We start from the raw sequence: 16,197 nt of genomic DNA, 5'->3' as shown, positions 1-16,197 counted from the left end.
CTGTATGACCTCAAAGTATACCTGCATACGGATGGGGAGACCGAGCTGAGGCGCAGGGGAATCCGGGATGTGGCTGAGCGCGGTACGGATATCGGATACTTAATGAAGTCCCACGAACAGCGCAGAATTCAATATGAGTTATTCATGCATCCGGTTCATGAGAGGTTCGATATTGTGATTAGGAATCAAGATTAAGCATCGTTTATATTCAAAAGAATGATAAAAACTGCGGCTCCATCTATCCAGATTTCAGAGGACAGACGGGGCCGCAGTTTTATGATTTAGGGACCGCAACTGATGCTGCATATTTCTCTATCTGCTTCTTATGATGCTTGTCGTGGGAGATGAAATCTCTCAGATACTTGCGGATGCTGAATTTCTTGCCGTCCCCATCGGGATGATTCTGTTCAAGCGCCGCATCGCTGAAAGAGGCCGCAAGCCCGGTAATCTTGGTCCGGTACAGGACGAATTGCCGGATGGCTTCCTGCCGGGTCATAGTTCTGGCGTATAATACCGCATTGGCATTGAATGCATTGAAGTCCAGATGTGCGGCTGTCAGCGGCAGGCCTTCTTGGATTTTGACCAGGGCCTCCTCATAAAAGTATTTGTCCCACAGCATGATGTGGCAAAGGACATCCTGCAGGGACCATTTTCCGGCCTCCAGCGGAGCCTCCCAGTCTGCATCTTCCATGCTGTCCAGCGATTGAATATAGGGGATGAAGGATTCGAATTCAAGAATGAGCTGCTTGTTGGTTTTGGTTGCCATGATCATACCACCTTGTCTGTCAGATTGAATAAGAGATTATATCATTCATTATAATAGGAGGAACTGGACGACAGCCTGTCAGGTTCGCAGAATTCATAGACTGGATGATATGACTAGAACCGGGCAGTCATTAGGCGGTATTTTCACTTTCCCGGTTAGAAAATAAAATCCGGAAATATACCAATCTTTTACCGGAATCATGCTATAATTTTAACGGATTCATAGGGCTTAAGGATTAGTTAGAGCAAGGAAATTTATAATTTGTATGCTTTTATAACTACATAGTCGGGGGAATCAGTTTGTTTATCAAAAGAAGTGTAAGCAAAAAAGTAGTCGCTGGAGCACTAGCAATATGTCTTGCGATATTGCCGGCAGGCGCAGCTTTTGCGGGTAATGCGCCGGATCTGGCAGGAAACTGGGCGAAGGATCAAATCAGCAGGTGGATGGATCAAGGTCTGATCTCCGGCTACCCGGATGGGGAATTCAAGCCGGATAACCCGGTCACCCGGGCGGAATTAACGGTTTTGATTAATAGGGCTTTTGGATTCACTGAAACGAAAAAAGCTAATTTTAACGATATCTCCAGCAGTAAATGGTATTATTCAAGTATTTTGCAGGCTAATGCTGCAGGTTACATTCAAGGCTACGAGGATGGGACCTTTAAGCCTGATCAGAAGATCAACCGGCAAGAGCTGGCTGTGATCATCAGCAAGCTGCTCAAGCTGACAGCACCGGCTGCGGCTCCTGAGTTCAAGGATATTACTAAGAGTGCAGCTTGGAGCAAAGGTGCGATCGGGGCTGTCAGTGAACAAGGTATCATGAAGGGTTTCGGTGATGGGAACTTTCGGCCTCTCGCTTATACAACCCGGGCAGAGACCGTAGTCATTTTGGATAGGGCTCTATCGGTGCTAAATGCAGATTCCGATGAATATGTAATCATCTATGAAACACCAGGTATATATGGTCCGTTGTCAGGAATGTCGGAAGTAGACAGTGATGTAGTGGTCAGCGTGCCGGGTATCACACTCCGTAATATGAATATCACTGGAGATCTGCTGCTGGGAGAAGGCATAGCTGAAGGCGATGTGCGGCTCCAGAATGTAACAGTAAAAGGCAATACCGCAATTGAAGGCGGCGGGGTGAACAGTATTCATCTTGCCGATTCCACACTGGGTTCTGTACGTGTTGACAAGGAAGATGGCAGTGTAAGAGTGGTCGCTGAAGGAAAGACCCAAATCCATAACCTTCAGATTCAGTCCGCTGCTGCCGTTGAATCCCTCACCGGAGCTGAGATCAGCACTCTCACGTTATCTCCTGAAATTCCAGCGGATGCCCGCATTCTGTTGACCGGCAGCTTCAAGGCTGTAAATATTCTTGCCTCACGCCTTAACATCGAACTCAGCGGGGGCACTGTGGAGGCAGTCAATCTTGATAAAACAGCGGGCAGTAATAAATTGTCCAATAGCAGCAATATCAAGTCCATGACAATGAACGCCGGTATACAAATATCAGGTAAAGGCAACATCGGGAATGCGGTTGTCAACGCTTCGGGCATTACGATGGAGAATGCTCCAGGTAAACTTACGATCGGCACAGATGTTCCGGCAGATGTGAAAGTAAATATAGCCGGTTCTGATCTAACGGTTGCTGCGTCTTCGGCGGCCCCAACAGCGGCTGTACTAGTTGGCGGCGGAGGGGGAGGAGCTGGTGGAGGCGGCAGTACGGCAGAAACACCGGCGCCAGCAGCGACGCCGACGCCGACACCAATAGCAACGGCAACGCCGACACCAATAGCAACGCCAGCACCAACGGCAACGCCGACACCAATAGCAACGCCAGCACCAACGGCAACGCCGACACCAATAGCAACACCAATACCAACGGCAACGCCAATACCAGTAGCAACGCCAGCACCAACGGCAACGCCAACACCAGTAGCAACGCCAATACCAACAGCTACAGTAGCACCCACAGCGGTGAATTCACCGTCGCCATCCCCATCCTCGTGGCCGGTAGTAACACCCATAGTAACACCTGGGTCAACGGTGGCACCCACACCGCCCGTTGTAAATCATGGTGTTGTAAAAGGTTTCATTGAGCGTGCAGACGGGAAGGCTGTTGATACAGGCATCTTGTACCTAGAACGGGATAGCGATTATATGATTTACACCGCTGCACTGACGAACGGGGAATTCTCTATAGATTTGCCGGATGGGACGTACAGAATTTACTCCATGCGTTCCACAACTACACAAGAGAGCATTTCACTTTACTATACGTTTTACGTTATGAATGGCAAAGCAGATAGAGAGGTGCATATTCTCATTCCTGAGCAGCAGGCAGGTACGATTCAGTATTCGGACGGGACTATAGTTGAGAATGGAGAAATTTTTGTACAGCGCCTGGACAGTGGACCGATTGGCTGGTATAGTGCCGAAATCCAAGCAGGCAGGTTTAACTTTAATTTACCCGACGGTCATTATAACGTAGAAATGTTAATCCATGGCGAAACTAACAATCAATTAAGAATTAATTATTTATTTGAGGTCATTGACGGGATGAGCAATCTGAATATAAAATTGCCTCCCAAAATAGAAGGGAATATTACCTTCGTGGACGGCTCCCCGATTGACGACGGATGGCTGGAAATTAGACAAATGAATGCTCAGAATTACGGAATTTACAGGGTCCTTGTGGTTGCAGGTAAGTTTGATCTTTATTTACCGGATGGCGATTATAACATACAACTGCTGAACATTAAGAATTCAGAAAGTATAGCCTTACGCACACAGATAACAATTGTCAATGGTGAACCTGCCGCCGGACCGATTGATATCAAGGTACCTTTAGCAATATCAGGCAAGATCTATAATGAGGATGGAACTCCACATGCTAATGGAGTGCTAATGATTACTGAGGCCGGTACGGATTCTCCGCTTTCCTATGCAGCAACAGTTACCAATGGCAATTTTGATTTTTATCTGCCGGATGCGGAATACGATGTATTATTCTATTGGGATGCTGAGCATCAAAAGAGAATCGATATAAATCGTAAATTTAAAGTTGAAGAGGGCTTGCTTGTTGATCCCCTCGATATTATTTTGGCTAAGGAATAATAACCGAATACAGCAGATGATCAGGAAAACAGAGCAGCGCTTCTCCCATTGCCGGAGAGCCGCTGCTCTGTTGCATGTAAACCTTATTCAATAGTCATTCAGTACACAACCGTATGTATGGTTAGCTCTTTTTAGTAGAATCGCGTCTGCAGCATTGATATACTTTAACAAATAGGAGTACGGGAGGTTCATTATGCAACAGAGGGTGCTGCTGATCGAGGATGATGAAGCGATTAGCGAAATGGTCCATTCTTATCTGACCAAAGAGGGCTATGAGGTGGAGATCGCATATGACGGAGACATGGCAGTGAGCAAGTTCCTGGGCGGGCTTACTTACGATCTGGTGCTGCTGGATCTGATGCTGCCCAAGCGAAGCGGCACGGATGTGCTGCAGATGATCCGCAGCGGCAGCCTTGTGCCGGTGCTGATTATGTCGGCAAAGGACAGCGATGTGGATAAGGCGCTGGGGCTGGGCTTCGGCGCGGATGATTATATTACCAAGCCGTTCTCGATGATTGAACTGGCAGCCCGGGTGAAGGCGGCGATCCGCCGGGCGGGGTATGCTGCATCTGGAAGCCAGGCTGCTGCCGGGAGCGGGGTGCAGGATGGCGGAGAGACACAGCCGGAGAAGCCGAAGGGAATCGAGCTGCGCGGGCTGAGCGTGGACCTGGATAATTTCTCCGTGCGGAAAAACGGGCAAGAGCTGAAGCTGACCGCCAAGGAGTTCCACATCCTGAAGCTGTTCGTGAGCAGTCCGGGCCGGGTATTCACCAAGGCGCAGATCTACAGCCAAGTCTGGGAAGAGGATTATTATGGCGATGAGAATGTAATTAATGTACATATGCGCAGATTGCGCGAGAAAATTGAGGATGATCCCTCCCATCCGGAGTATATCAAAACGCTGTGGGGGATCGGCTACAAGCTGGGGGATGTGCTGCTGTGATTATTCTGTTGCTGGTTCTGCTTGTACTGTTGCTTGTGGTCACTACGTTACAGTTCTTGAAATCACGGCAGCATGCCCGCCAGTTGGACTACATTCACTATAAGCTGGAGAGCATTATAGAAGGCGGATCGCATGAGCGGCTGCTGCTGATGAGCAGCAGTCCGCAGGTGCAGCAGCTGCTGACCGACCTGAACCGGCTGCTGGATGTCAATCATCAGGGAGCGGCTAAGCGGAGTAAGCTGGAGCAATCCATGCGCGGAATGCTGGCGAATGTGTCGCATGATCTGAAGACGCCCCTGACGGTGGTGCTGGGCTATATTGAGACGCTGCTGCATGATGAGACGATATCCAAGGAAGAGCAGGAACGGATGCTGCGGACGATTCATACCAAGGCAGGTGAGGTCATTGTGCTGATGAACCGGTTCTTTGATCTGGCGAAGCTGGAGTCGGGGGACCGGGATATCCCGCTCTCGCGGGTAGAGCTGGGCGAGGTCTGCCGCCGGAATATTCTCTCCTTCTATGATCTGCTTAGTGAGAGCGGCACGGATGTGCAGATCGAGATCCCGGAAGAGCCGCTTCATATCATGGGCAACGATGAGGCACTGGACCGGATTCTGACGAATCTGCTCTCCAACGCGATTACCTACGGTAATGCAGGGGGAGTGCTGGGGCTGAAGCTGTACCCTGACGCCGGACGGGTCTGCATAGAAGTGTGGGACCGGGGCAAAGGCATCGCCGAAGGCCACGAGGATAAGGTGTTCGAGCGGCTGTACACCCTGGAGGATTCGCGTAACCGCGACTATCAGGGCAGCGGCCTGGGACTGACGATTACGAAGCGGCTGACCGAGCAGATGAACGGGACTATTTCCCTGAGCAGCCAGCCGAATGTGCGTACGGCATTTACGCTCTCTTTTCCCAGACAGTCCTTCTGAAGCTTCTTAAGAATTAAGTAAGATTTCAGTAAGAAAAAAGCAAATTCCGCCCTGTAGAATAAATACCAGGAAGAACAAGACGATGCTAAAGGGGATAACGGAAAATGACAACGATACTCCGGACATGGGATCTGACCAAGGTCTATGAGGATAACGAAATTGTTAGCAGTGTGAATATGGAGATTAAGCAGGGTGAAATTTACGGATTCCTGGGACCGAACGGCGCCGGCAAAACAACGGTGATGAAAATGATCACGAATCTGGTGAAGCCGACGGCGGGCGAGATTGAATTTGCCGGGGAGAAAATGACCCACCGCTCTTACGACATGCTTAAGCGCATGGGCAGCATTATTGAATACCCGGTGTTCTACGACAAGCTGAGTGCCCGCGAGAATCTGGCGCTGCATGGGGAGTATATGGGCTTTTATGATGCCAATGCGATAGAGGAAGCGCTCGAATTAGTGAAGCTGAGAGCCGTGGACAGCAAACCGGTGAAGAATTTCTCCCTGGGGATGAAGCAGCGGCTGGGCATTGCCAGAGCGGTCATGACCAAGCCGGAGCTGCTGATTCTTGACGAACCGATTAACGGGCTGGACCCGCTTGGAATCAAGGAGCTGCGCGAGGTATTCCGTATGCTGAGCCGTGATTATGGCATGACCCTACTGATCTCCAGCCATATTCTGGGCGAAATCGAGCAGATTGCCGACACGATCGGCGTAATTCGTGAAGGGGTGCTGGTGGAGCAGGTGGCAATGGATACGATCCGGAGCCAGCAAACCCAGTATATCGAGCTGGTGACCAGCGAGTGCACGAAAGCCGTCTTCGTCCTGGAGGGGAAGCTGGGCCTCCGCAATTACAAGGTGCTTGACCCGCGGACCATTCGTGTCTATGAAGACATCCCGCAGCTAGAGCTGAGCCGGGCCCTGTCCGCAGCAGAGGTGGAGCTGGAGAGTATGAGCAAGAAGCATCATTCGCTGGAGGATCATTTTGTGGAACTGATGGGGGGCGTCAACCATGTTTAAGTTAATCCGGCTGGAGCTGCGCAAGAGTAAATTCACTTTTCTTAAGGGCGTGCTGATTGCGGATCTGGCCATTCTTACTGCTATGATCTTGCTGATTTTTACAGGGATGGATGATGGGGAATTCGATACTTATGGCGAGATTTTTCAAGGAGTATTCATATTTGTAAAAGCGACTTATATCGTCTTCGCCTCTGTGTTGCTTAGCAAGCTGGTCATCGACGAATACAAAAACAATACGATTACTGTGTTGTTCACGTACCCGGTACCGCGCAAAATGCTCATGGCCGCCAAGCTGATCATTGTCTTTTTGTTTACCTTCTTCGGCATTTTGCTGTCGGATATTGCCATCAGCAGCTTTCTAGCAGGAAGCTTGTATGTGTTCCCGAATGTTATTCAGGAGACATTGACCCGGGAGCTGATTACTACTCATCTGCTCAGCGCGGGGACGGATGCGCTATACGCGGCAGGCATCGGGCTGATTCCGTTATACTTCGGAATGCGCCGCAAATCCGTAACGGCCACGATTGTTTCCGCCGTGTTGATCGTCTCGCTGATATCCTCCGGCAACAGCTTCGGCGGCTTCCGCATGGGTGATCTGTTCGGGATTTCGATCACGCTTGCCCTGGCCGGTATGGCGATTGCCTACCTCTCCATCCGCAAGATCGAGCATCAGGATATAAGCTGAGGCTGCCGGAATCGAAGCCGGTCCACTCTTAGAAATGCAGCAGACAGTGCGGTCCTCCTGAAGGATTTGCACTGTTTTTGTTGTTGTACAGCCTGGTTAGTGCTATGTTTTTCTGGCGACCGCTAACGTTTTTTTTGCTATAATAGGAACTAATTCAGAGAGTTCTACATAATCAGAGCGTTTCTGCAGTCTTCGGACGCTAACGATAGCAGGGTTGAAGGAGCAGCGGAGGAGGTGGGCTATGCTTAAGGACTGGGCTTCTATTCTGGACAATGCGCTATCTGGTGAAAGTGCTTATAGGGCGTTGTTCGATCATCATCCGGACTTCATCATTGTGCTGGACAGGCAGGGAAGGTACAGGGACAGCAACCGGATGTTAAGTGCCGAAGAGGCAGGCAGACTGAACGATTGCCGGATGCATCCGCCCGGTGAGGCTCATTTCGCAGCTGCCCTGGCCGGGATTACATCGAGCTTCGAGCTGGCCGTGGAAGCCTCGGAAGGACATGAAGAGACGGGGAGAGGGGCCGGCGGTGCTGAGCCTGGGGGAAATTATGGTGCTGGAAGTGCGGGAAGTACCAGTGCTGGAAATGTGGTAAGTGCTGGTGCTGGAAGTACTGAGAGTGCTGGGAGTTCTGGAAGTGCCAAGGGAACGGGAAATGCTTGCGGTTCAGGGGTTACGGTACGCTATGTGCCGCTTCACACAGACGAGGGCATTGCCGGTGTATTCGCTATCCTCCATGATCCCGGAAACCGCCCCCTGTCCAGTCTGCTGCATAGCTGGGTGAGCATGAGCAGCAGTCTTGCGGCAGGTGCTGAGCGGAATGTGCAGGCAGGAGACGAGTGTTCTGCGTATGCGGATGAAGTGGCCGCCGCGAAGGATGACGAGGAGCTGCCGCAGGCCGAATTCGTGTTCGAGATGGCCGAGGACAAACGGCTTAGCCTCATTCTGAACTCCGTCTCTGCCGGAATCTTCGGCCTGGACAACCTCGGCCGGACCATATTCATTAACCGTGAAGGGGCAGAGATGCTGGGCTACGAGCCGTCAGAGCTGACCGGGCTGCCGATGATGGAGATAATCCATTACATGCATGGAGGCGCGCCCCTCCATTCTCTGCTGGAGTGCCCCATCACGCTTACCCTGCAAGACGGAGTTACCCGCAGCAAGGCGGATGAAGTGTTCTGGCGCAAGGATGGGACCAGCTTCTTCGTGAATTACCGGATCGCTCCGCTGCTGGACAGAGGGATGATCTGCGGTGTGGTTATTTCCTTCAGCGATATTACGAACGAGCGGCAGATTCTCCGCGCCAAGGAATCGGCAGAGCGGGCCGCACAGGCCAAGTCGGATTTCCTGGCAATGATGAGCCATGAGATCCGTACGCCGATGAACGGAATGATCGGTATGGCCGACCTGCTGCTGGAGACCGAGCTTGGGGAGGAGCAGCGCAGCTACGCCGAGATTCTGCGCAGCAGCAGCTACAGCCTGCTGCAGATTCTCAATGACATCCTTGATTTCAGCAAGATGGAGGCGGGCAAGATGCCGCTGCAATCCGAACGCTTCGATCTGCGGGAGATGCTGGAGGGCATTATTGATCTGTTCACTCCAAAGGCGGAGGAGAAGAAGCTCTCTTTGCGCTGGTGGGCAGATACCAGTGTGCCGGACATCGTCACGACCGATCCGAGCCGGCTGCGCCAGATTATCGTCAATCTGGTCGGCAACGCGCTGAAATTCACCGATCGGGGCAGTGTCACCTTGTCAGTCAAGAACATCCCGCTGCCTGCCTCACCGGAATATCTGCTGGAGTTCTCGGTCCGTGATACCGGTGTAGGCATTGCCGACAGCAAGCTGAATCTGCTCTTCCAGTCCTTCTCCCAGCTGCATCCGTCCATTAATCGCAAATACGGCGGAACCGGACTGGGACTTGCCATCTGCAAGCAGCTCGTGGAGCTGATGGGCGGAACGATCTTCGTGGAGAGCGAGGAGGACCGGGGATCGATCTTCCGGTTCATGCTGCCTTTTATGAAGGAAGAGGCGGAGCTGGAGCCGGAGTTACTCTCCTGAGGGTTAACCGGAGCCGGGGGCTGACGCTCACTTGTGTTCTCGTATATCGAGGACAATCACCTGTATTCTCAACTCTCAAGCCAGACAACCCGTTCCCCAAGATACAGTGGGGCGGGTTATTTCTGTTCGTTATATCGACTTTAACGCATGGGTAGCGTAAACCATTAGATTTCAGCTTGTTGCATTATAACCGGATTGTAGTAAAATCAGAAAGTGCCATTTCCAAATTCTTCTTACAAGGGGGAGTAACATGCAAGAGCAGATGTCACGTACGAATAAGGCGGCTTGGGAGACAAAAGCCTATCAGGCTTGGACGCAGTACCATGGTTCACCTGAGGAGCTTGCAGTGCAGCTGCAGCAGGATCCCGCACATACGCTGCGGTATTGGCTCAAGTACACGGGCGATCCGTCAGGCTTGAAGGTGCTGAATCTGCTTGGCTCTCACGGCAGGAAGGCCATTTGCTTCTCGTTGCTTGGCGCTGATGTTACCGTCGTGGATATTTCAGAAGAGAACCGCTTATATGCCTGCGAGGTAGCGGAAGCAGCGGGGGTGAAGCTGGATTACATCTGTGCAGACGCAATGAATATCCCCGGAGAAGAAGCCTTGGGAACGTTCGACGTGGTGCTGATGGAGTTTGGGATTTTGCATTATTTCACTGATTTGAATGCGGTGTTTGCCTTGGTCCGCAGACGGCTGAAGGCAAATGGACGACTTCTGCTGACCGACTTCCACCCGTTCGCCAGGGCATGGCTGACCACGAAGACGCTTCAGCATCCCACCGGCAATTATTTTGACGATACGCTTAGAGAAAGTGAAGTTGCGTTCGCCAAGCTGCTTCCTGAAGAGGAGCGTTCCGGCTTAGGACAAGTGGTGGTGCGGAGCTGGACGCTGGGGGATATCCTGACCTCTGTCGCTTCGCAAGGATTATATATCCGTACCTTCGAAGAAATCAAGAGTGCCGAGCACCCGGGATTCCCCGAATTCTACACGCTGGTTGCCGATGCTGTTGAGGGGCCGCTGAGCCCGTTATATCCCGATACAACAACGTAAACGTAATACAATCCCATGCAAAAGAAAAACAGCAGGTCCCCCGGAGACTTGCTGCTGTCGCGGTGGCACATGGGCCAAATGTAGGCGGAAAACCGCATACAATTGCGGACGCTTGCTTGTTGCAGAGACGTCAGACAACCCATGAACACGAACAAACAGCAGGTCCCCGCCAGGAGACTTGCTGTTTCTTGTGGTAAGCTGTGGCTGTTCGGCAGTTGCCTGATCCGGCAACTACCGGACCTGATGCCTGCTGCGGGGTCCAACCGTTCTAGCGCATATACATCAGACCCACCGTAGCAGGTCCGCAGTGACTCCCGATGACACAGCCGGCATGAATGACGGCGATTTCCTCAACACCGGTCTGCGCGCGCAGCGCGGTCTCCAGAATTTTGGCATCCTCTTCAGCCAGCGTATGGGCAATAATGAGCAGCTCCTTGTCCATATCGGCGGCATTCGCCAGCGCATGGTGGAGCATCTGTTCCACGGCCTTCTCCTTCTTGCCGCGGATGCGGGCAACGGGGACAATGGCTCCGTCCACCAGCCGGAGAACCGGACGGATCTTCAGCAGGCTGCCGATAAAGTTCTGCATCCCAGAACAGCGGCCACCCATGTATAAGTAGTCCAGCGTATCGACAACGAATTCCGATTCTACCCGGTTACGGGCTTCGGTAATCATTGCTGCGATGTTGGCAGCGCTCTCGCCTGCGGCTGCGGCACGTGCAGCCTTCATGACCAGCAGCGCGATTCCGCCGCATAAGGTCTCAGAATCTACGACATGCACCCGGCCCTCCGGGAATTCACCCGCTGCCAGTAGAGCATTCTGATATGTAGAAGATAGAGCAGAGGATAGACTGATATAGACAATATCATGGCCGCTGCTGATCACCGGCTGGAACGCGGCGATGAAATCAGCAGGGGAAGGCGCAGCGGTCTTAGGCAGGGCACCGCCCGCAGCAACCCGGCGGTAGACCTCCTCGGGGGTAATTTCGACCCCGTCCTTGAAGGTACCGTTCTCAAAAACTACATATAACGGCACAATGCCGATATCATATGTGTCCTTCCAGCCTTGCGGCAAATCGGAAGTGCTGTCTGAAAAGATTTTTACGATAGACATGAATATCTCCTTCACCGATCTCGGATGAGAATACACTAGATTATGAAAACTATAATCTATTTATTATACCAAGCTTGGGAAGAATCTCAAAACAAAAAAACAGCTCCACTGTCCAAGCAGACAGCGAAGCCGTTCCCCAAATATCAGCACTGTTCTTATTTCTTCATCACCGGAATCCATACTTCACAGACATAATCCTCTGATCTCGTATCGCCGGGCGGGTATAACTCGATCTCAGGGCCGCCGGTATGCTCGTAGCCGGTTCCCGGGAACCATTCCTGGAAAATGCGTTGCCAGACTCCTTGAATGGCATGCGGCAAAGCACCCTCGGACCGGAAGACTGCCCAGCTGGCGGCCGGAACGACAGTGGTCTCATACCCTTGTGCATCTGTCTCCGGCGTTCCTTCCACCCCGATCCAGTAGGTAAGCTGTTCCTTTTTCATATCCATATCCGTGCAGATGCCAAGCCATTCGCGGGAAGACGCAAGCTCGATCAACTTATCGGAAGTGCCGTCCTCATTGCATTCGTCCCAGAACTGCGGGATTCTCCGGAGATTCTCCCCGTCCCGGGTAGTTACCTCTATTGATTTGCCGATGACGGTAAAAGCTGGTTTATCCACGATTTTGTAGTCCATGTCCTGATCTCCCTTCAATGATAGGTGGAACGAGATGCGGGGGAAGGCTTTGAGCTGTACGCCGGACTTACGCGCTTCCGAGGGGGTAATCCCATGGGCTTTGCGGAACGCCTTGGCGAAGGACTCCGGCGAGTCGTAACCGTATTTCAGCGCCACATCCAGCACACGGACCTTGGACACGGCCAGCTCCTGGGCGGCCAGCGTCAATCTGCGCTTGCGGATATAGTCGGCCACGGTGAAGCCGGTCAGCATACTGAACATGCGTTGGAAGTGGAACGGTGAGACAAAGGCCACCTCAGCCACTTCCTCAATGCGCAGCGTTTCAGTCATTTTCAGCTCCATATAGTCCAGTGCATTCTTCATTCGGATCAGCCATTCCAAGCTCCCCATCTCCTTCTGAAATCATCCTATCATACCACCGCACAGATGTTCCTGTTATTCTCTGCTCATTCATGACAGGGTTCTGCCTGCGTCCTATCCACCTATGATGTCATACTTGAAGGGGTTTGTCAGCATCCGTTAGACTACCCGATCCGGCAGGCTCTAGGATTAGCCACTTTTCACCTTCCAGGGTGCGGGTATAGGCATAGATATATTCATGCTCCGGCAAGAGCAGCTCATAATCGGCATAGACCATAATGGGATGCTGCTTACGCAGACGAATCAATTCTTGATAATAATAAAATACCGAGTCCGCATCAGCCGGTGCCTGCTCCCCATTAATCTCGGTGTAGCGCGGGCAGATCTGGTAGACTACGGCTTCTTTCCAAAAGGTTCTTTTCATAAATGTAGCTCGATTACCATGGTATATTAGGTTTATAGGTTGCAAGGGAATGGAGGGATTGGATTGACAATTCAAGCGGTTCTTTTTGATTTGGATGGAACATTGCTAGACCGGGATACATCCCTGTTAAAGTTCGTACAAGATCAATACAGGCGTTACCCGGAGCTTCAGACCATTGATCACGATCTGTTTGTTCAGCGCTTTATCGAGCTTGATAATCACGGTTACCTGTGGAAGGACAAAGTATATCAACAGATCTTACAAGAGTTCTCTATTTCGAAGCTGGACTGGAACTTGCTATTGGATGATTACTTATACAACTTCCAGCAGCACTGTACAGGTTTCCCGAATTTATTAAGTATGCTTACTGAACTGAAGAATCATGATCTGAAGATTGCGTTAATCTCGAACGGTTATGGTCAATTTCAATACGATAATTTCAAGGCATTGAACATCGGGCATTTATTCGATGAGGTGCTTATCTCCGAATGGGAGGGACTCCGTAAACCAGATCCGGCCATCTTTCATCGTGCATTAACAAGATTAGGTGTAGACGCGGGCAATGCTCTTTTTGTTGGCGATCATCCGGATAACGATATTCGGGCAAGCCGCGAAGCGGGAATGAAGGCCGTCTGGAAACGGAATCAACAGTTTGTCACAGTGGCCGAAGCGGATGCAGTTATTGATGATTTGGCAGAATTAGTGGAGCTCTTATTAAAAAAAGCCCCGAAGAAGCCATACATCTTCGGGGCTGATAAGCTTACACCGTGACAGAAGCGCCCCTGGCACTGACAGTGCCTAGTCCGTTCACCATATACTCCTTGCCGTGAATGGTGAGGGAGGCTGGAACCTCGGTTTCGTTGCTGACGGTAACCTGTGCATCGGTCACGGTCACTTTTAGCCGGGAGCCGCGGAACATAATTTTGAACGAATAGGAGGTCCAGTGTCCCGGATTAGACGGGTTCAGAACCAGCCGGTCGTTCAGCACGCGAAGTCCGCCGAAGCCATGAACAACGGACATCCATGTACCCGCCATGCTGGTTGTATGGCAGCCGTCCTCCGTATCGTTATTGTAATTGTCGAGGTCCAGCCGCGAGGTCCGCAGGTACATCTCATACGCCTTCTCCTTGTAGCCCAGCTCACTGGCCAGAATGGAATGGATGCAAGGGGAGAGGGAGGACTCATGCACGGTGATCGGCTCGTAAAAGTCGAAGTTGCGCTTCTTGGTCTCCAGATCATAGCGGTCGCCGAGGAAGTAGAGTCCCTGAAGCACATCTGCCTGCTTGATGAAGCAGGAGCGCAGAATCCGGTCCCATGACCATTTCTGGTTCAGCGGCAGGTTCTCCGGCAGCACATCCTTGACCTGAATGATCTCCTTGTCAAGGAAGCCGTCCTGCTGGAGGAAGATTCCGCGTTCCTCGTCAGCGGGATAGTACATTTTGCCGATAATCTCACTCCACTTGGCCGTTTCGCTCTCCAGCAGCTCCAGCTTGTCGGCCAGCTCAGCGTAACGCGAACCCTCATTCTCCTGCACATAGGCCAGAGCCTCAAGCGTGTATTCCATCGTCCAGGCGGCCATCCGGTTCGTGTACCAGTTGTTATTGACGTTATTCTCGTATTCATTCGGGCCGGTGACGCCCAGCATCACGTATTTGTCCTTATGCGCCACGTAGTTCACACGCTCCTCCCAGAAGCGCGCAATCTCCACCAGCACCTCCAGGCCGTATTGAGCCAGATAAGCCTTGTCGCCGGTATAATTCACATAGTTATAGATGGCATAGGCAATCGCGCCGTTGCGGTGAATCTCCTCGAATGTAATCTCCCACTCGTTGTGGCACTCCTCACCGTTCATCGTGACCATCGGGTAGAGCGCGCCTTTGCGGTAGCCGAGCTTACGGGCGTTCTCCTTGGCCTTCTCCAGGTGCTTGTAGCGGTAGATCAGCAGATTGCGGGCAATCGCGGAGTCGGCGGTACTGAGATAGAACGGCACACAATAAGCTTCCGTATCCCAGTAGGTGCTGCCGCCGTATTTTTCCCCGGTGAAGCCCTTCGGCCCGATGTTGAGCCGGTCATCCTCACCCGTATACGTCTGATTCAGCTGGAAAATATTGAACCGGATCGCCTGCTGCGCCGACACATCGCCCTCAATAATAATGTCGCTCTCTTTCCACTTGTCGCCCCAAGCCGCAGCCTGTTCTGTCAAAAGCGCCACAAATCCCGCCTCCCGCGCACTTTGCAGTGCCGACCCGGCGGCATCCACGAGCTGTCCCAGCCCGTAATTGCGGGAGGTGACATTCGCAGCATACTTATAAATAACCAGCTGTTCGCCGGATTGTACCGGAACATTCACTGTACTGGCCACATATTTGTCCTGCTCCAGTACCTCTGCTTCGGCCGCAACCGGCTCCCCATTCAGCAGAATGTCGAAGACGAAGGCGGAGGTGACATGGAAATCAAGCTTTTTGGTCTTCAGGGTCAAATGTCCGCCTTCTGGTCCGGCCTTCTTCTCCACTTCGTTCCAGAACTTCTCGTCATAGTTGGAGTCCTTGTTCTTGATATCGCCGTCCAGGTAGGGGGTTACGGTAATATTCCCTGCAAAATTGAGCGGAGTGAGCGAATAGCGGATCGCCCCGATCTCCTGACGGACCATGCTGACGATGCGGATGCTCTCAACCTTCACTTCTTTGCCGTCTTGGGTGGTTGCGGTGAAGCTGCGTGAGAGCGTGCCTTCCTTCATATTGAGTACGCGGCGGAACTCTGTAACTGTGCAGGTAGCCAGATCCAGCGGGGTTCCGTCCAGCTCGATGTTAATTCCGATCCAGTTGGTGCTGTTCAGCACTTTGGCAAAATACTCCGGGTACCCGTTCTTCCACCAGCCGACCCGTGTCTTGTCAGGGTAATAGACCCCGGCCATGTAGCTGCCTTGCAGGCTGTGCCCGCTGTATTGCTCCTCGAAGTTGGCTCTGCCGCCCATGTATCCGTTCCCGATACTAAATACGCTTTCGGATATTTCCTGGGTTTGCGGATCAAAGGATTCTTCGATAATGGACCATTCGTTGATTGTTAAGTATTGTTTCATGATTTTGGCTC

The 16,197-nt window shown here is 51.9% G+C and carries 13 protein-coding genes and 1 pseudogene; 9 read left to right on the top strand and 5 right to left on the bottom strand.

The genetic code is table 11. From position 1 onward, the window contains the following. A pseudogene (locus MKY64_RS17800) lies at window positions 1-195 on the top strand (phosphoribulokinase); the annotation flags it as partial. Window positions 196-274: 79 nt separating this feature from the next. On the opposite strand, the gene MKY64_RS17795 reads toward MKY64_RS17800, so the two are convergent. After that, complete coding sequence (locus MKY64_RS17795) at window positions 275-766, bottom strand: DinB family protein (RefSeq protein WP_340954735.1); 492 nt, start codon at window positions 764-766, stop codon at window positions 275-277. Window positions 767-1,065: 299 nt separating this feature from the next. On the opposite strand from MKY64_RS17795, the gene MKY64_RS17790 reads away from it, so the two are divergent. The 7 genes from MKY64_RS17790 to MKY64_RS17760 all read left to right on the top strand — a co-directional run bounded on the left by MKY64_RS17790 (window position 1,066) and on the right by MKY64_RS17760 (window position 10,574). Next, window positions 1,066-3,882 carry an S-layer homology domain-containing protein gene (locus tag MKY64_RS17790; protein ID WP_340954734.1) on the top strand — a complete coding sequence of 939 codons (2,817 nt, stop codon included), beginning with the start codon at window positions 1,066-1,068 and terminating at the stop codon, window positions 3,880-3,882. 193 nt (window positions 3,883-4,075) lie between these two features. Then, window positions 4,076-4,825 carry a response regulator transcription factor gene (locus MKY64_RS17785; RefSeq protein WP_340954732.1) on the top strand — a complete coding sequence of 250 codons (750 nt, stop codon included), beginning with the start codon at window positions 4,076-4,078 and terminating at the stop codon, window positions 4,823-4,825. Then, window positions 4,822-5,757, top strand: a complete 936-nt coding sequence (locus MKY64_RS17780) for a sensor histidine kinase (RefSeq protein ID WP_340954730.1) — start codon at window positions 4,822-4,824, stop codon at window positions 5,755-5,757. The genes MKY64_RS17785 and MKY64_RS17780 overlap by 4 nt, the downstream gene beginning before the upstream one ends. Window positions 5,758-5,861: 104 nt before the next feature. Further along, a complete protein-coding gene (locus MKY64_RS17775) occupies window positions 5,862-6,779 on the top strand; it encodes an ABC transporter ATP-binding protein (protein ID WP_340954729.1) in 918 nt (305 codons plus the stop codon). Further along, window positions 6,772-7,464: an ABC transporter permease gene (locus tag MKY64_RS17770; RefSeq protein WP_340954727.1), complete on the top strand. Its 693-nt coding sequence runs from the start codon at window positions 6,772-6,774 to the stop codon at window positions 7,462-7,464. The genes MKY64_RS17775 and MKY64_RS17770 overlap by 8 nt, the downstream gene beginning before the upstream one ends. A 241-nt stretch (window positions 7,465-7,705) precedes the next feature. After that, window positions 7,706-9,523 carry a PAS domain-containing sensor histidine kinase gene (locus MKY64_RS17765; protein ID WP_340954724.1) on the top strand — a complete coding sequence of 606 codons (1,818 nt, stop codon included), beginning with the start codon at window positions 7,706-7,708 and terminating at the stop codon, window positions 9,521-9,523. 250 nt (window positions 9,524-9,773) lie between these two features. Continuing rightward, window positions 9,774-10,574: a class I SAM-dependent methyltransferase gene (locus tag MKY64_RS17760; RefSeq protein WP_340954721.1), complete on the top strand. Its 801-nt coding sequence runs from the start codon at window positions 9,774-9,776 to the stop codon at window positions 10,572-10,574. Between the two features lie 268 nt (window positions 10,575-10,842). Here MKY64_RS17760 and MKY64_RS17755 read toward each other — a convergent pair whose 3' ends face one another. From MKY64_RS17755 to MKY64_RS17745, 3 genes are all read right to left on the bottom strand, one after another. Beyond that, on the bottom strand, window positions 10,843-11,688 hold the full coding sequence (locus tag MKY64_RS17755) for a DegV family protein (RefSeq protein WP_036721385.1): 846 nt from the start codon (window positions 11,686-11,688) through the stop codon (window positions 10,843-10,845). Window positions 11,689-11,843: 155 nt separating this feature from the next. Further along, window positions 11,844-12,704, bottom strand: a complete 861-nt coding sequence (locus tag MKY64_RS17750; protein WP_200869495.1) for an AraC family transcriptional regulator — start codon at window positions 12,702-12,704, stop codon at window positions 11,844-11,846. A 109-nt stretch (window positions 12,705-12,813) separates the two neighbouring features. Continuing rightward, window positions 12,814-13,107: an alpha-amylase family glycosyl hydrolase gene (locus MKY64_RS17745; RefSeq protein ID WP_340954715.1), complete on the bottom strand. Its 294-nt coding sequence runs from the start codon at window positions 13,105-13,107 to the stop codon at window positions 12,814-12,816. Window positions 13,108-13,170: 63 nt separating this feature from the next. Here MKY64_RS17745 and MKY64_RS17740 point away from each other — a divergent pair, with 63 nt between their 5' ends. Then, window positions 13,171-13,878 (top strand): HAD family hydrolase, encoded by a 708-nt coding sequence (locus tag MKY64_RS17740; RefSeq protein ID WP_209872846.1) that lies wholly within the window; start codon window positions 13,171-13,173, stop codon window positions 13,876-13,878. Here MKY64_RS17740 and MKY64_RS17735 read toward each other — a convergent pair. After that, window positions 13,868-16,186 (bottom strand): glycoside hydrolase family 65 protein, encoded by a 2,319-nt coding sequence (locus MKY64_RS17735; protein WP_340954709.1) that lies wholly within the window; start codon window positions 16,184-16,186, stop codon window positions 13,868-13,870. The genes MKY64_RS17740 and MKY64_RS17735 overlap by 11 nt on opposite strands. Between the last annotated feature and the right edge of the window lie 11 nt (window positions 16,187-16,197).

This window comes from Paenibacillus sp. FSL R7-0210 (assembly GCF_038009085.1).
Taxonomy (GTDB): Bacteria; Bacillota; Bacilli; order Paenibacillales; family Paenibacillaceae; genus Paenibacillus_AQ; species Paenibacillus_AQ silagei.
This window is presented reverse-complemented; position numbering and strand designations above follow the sequence as displayed.

Excerpts from the sequence above, each read along its gene's own strand:
- MKY64_RS17735 (WP_340954709.1), bottom strand. The coding sequence starts at position 16,186 with ATGAAACAATACTTAACAATCAACGAATGGTCCATTATCGAAGAATCC.
- MKY64_RS17755 (WP_036721385.1), bottom strand. The coding sequence starts at position 11,688 with ATGTCTATCGTAAAAATCTTTTCAGACAGCACTTCCGATTTGCCGCAA.
- MKY64_RS17775 (WP_340954729.1), top strand. The coding sequence starts at position 5,862 with ATGACAACGATACTCCGGACATGGGATCTGACCAAGGTCTATGAGGAT.
- MKY64_RS17745 (WP_340954715.1), bottom strand. The coding sequence starts at position 13,107 with ATGAAAAGAACCTTTTGGAAAGAAGCCGTAGTCTACCAGATCTGCCCG.
- MKY64_RS17760 (WP_340954721.1), top strand. The coding sequence starts at position 9,774 with ATGCAAGAGCAGATGTCACGTACGAATAAGGCGGCTTGGGAGACAAAA.
- MKY64_RS17765 (WP_340954724.1), top strand. The coding sequence starts at position 7,706 with ATGCTTAAGGACTGGGCTTCTATTCTGGACAATGCGCTATCTGGTGAA.
- MKY64_RS17770 (WP_340954727.1), top strand. The coding sequence starts at position 6,772 with ATGTTTAAGTTAATCCGGCTGGAGCTGCGCAAGAGTAAATTCACTTTT.
- MKY64_RS17785 (WP_340954732.1), top strand. The coding sequence starts at position 4,076 with ATGCAACAGAGGGTGCTGCTGATCGAGGATGATGAAGCGATTAGCGAA.
- MKY64_RS17795 (WP_340954735.1), bottom strand. The coding sequence starts at position 766 with ATGGCAACCAAAACCAACAAGCAGCTCATTCTTGAATTCGAATCCTTC.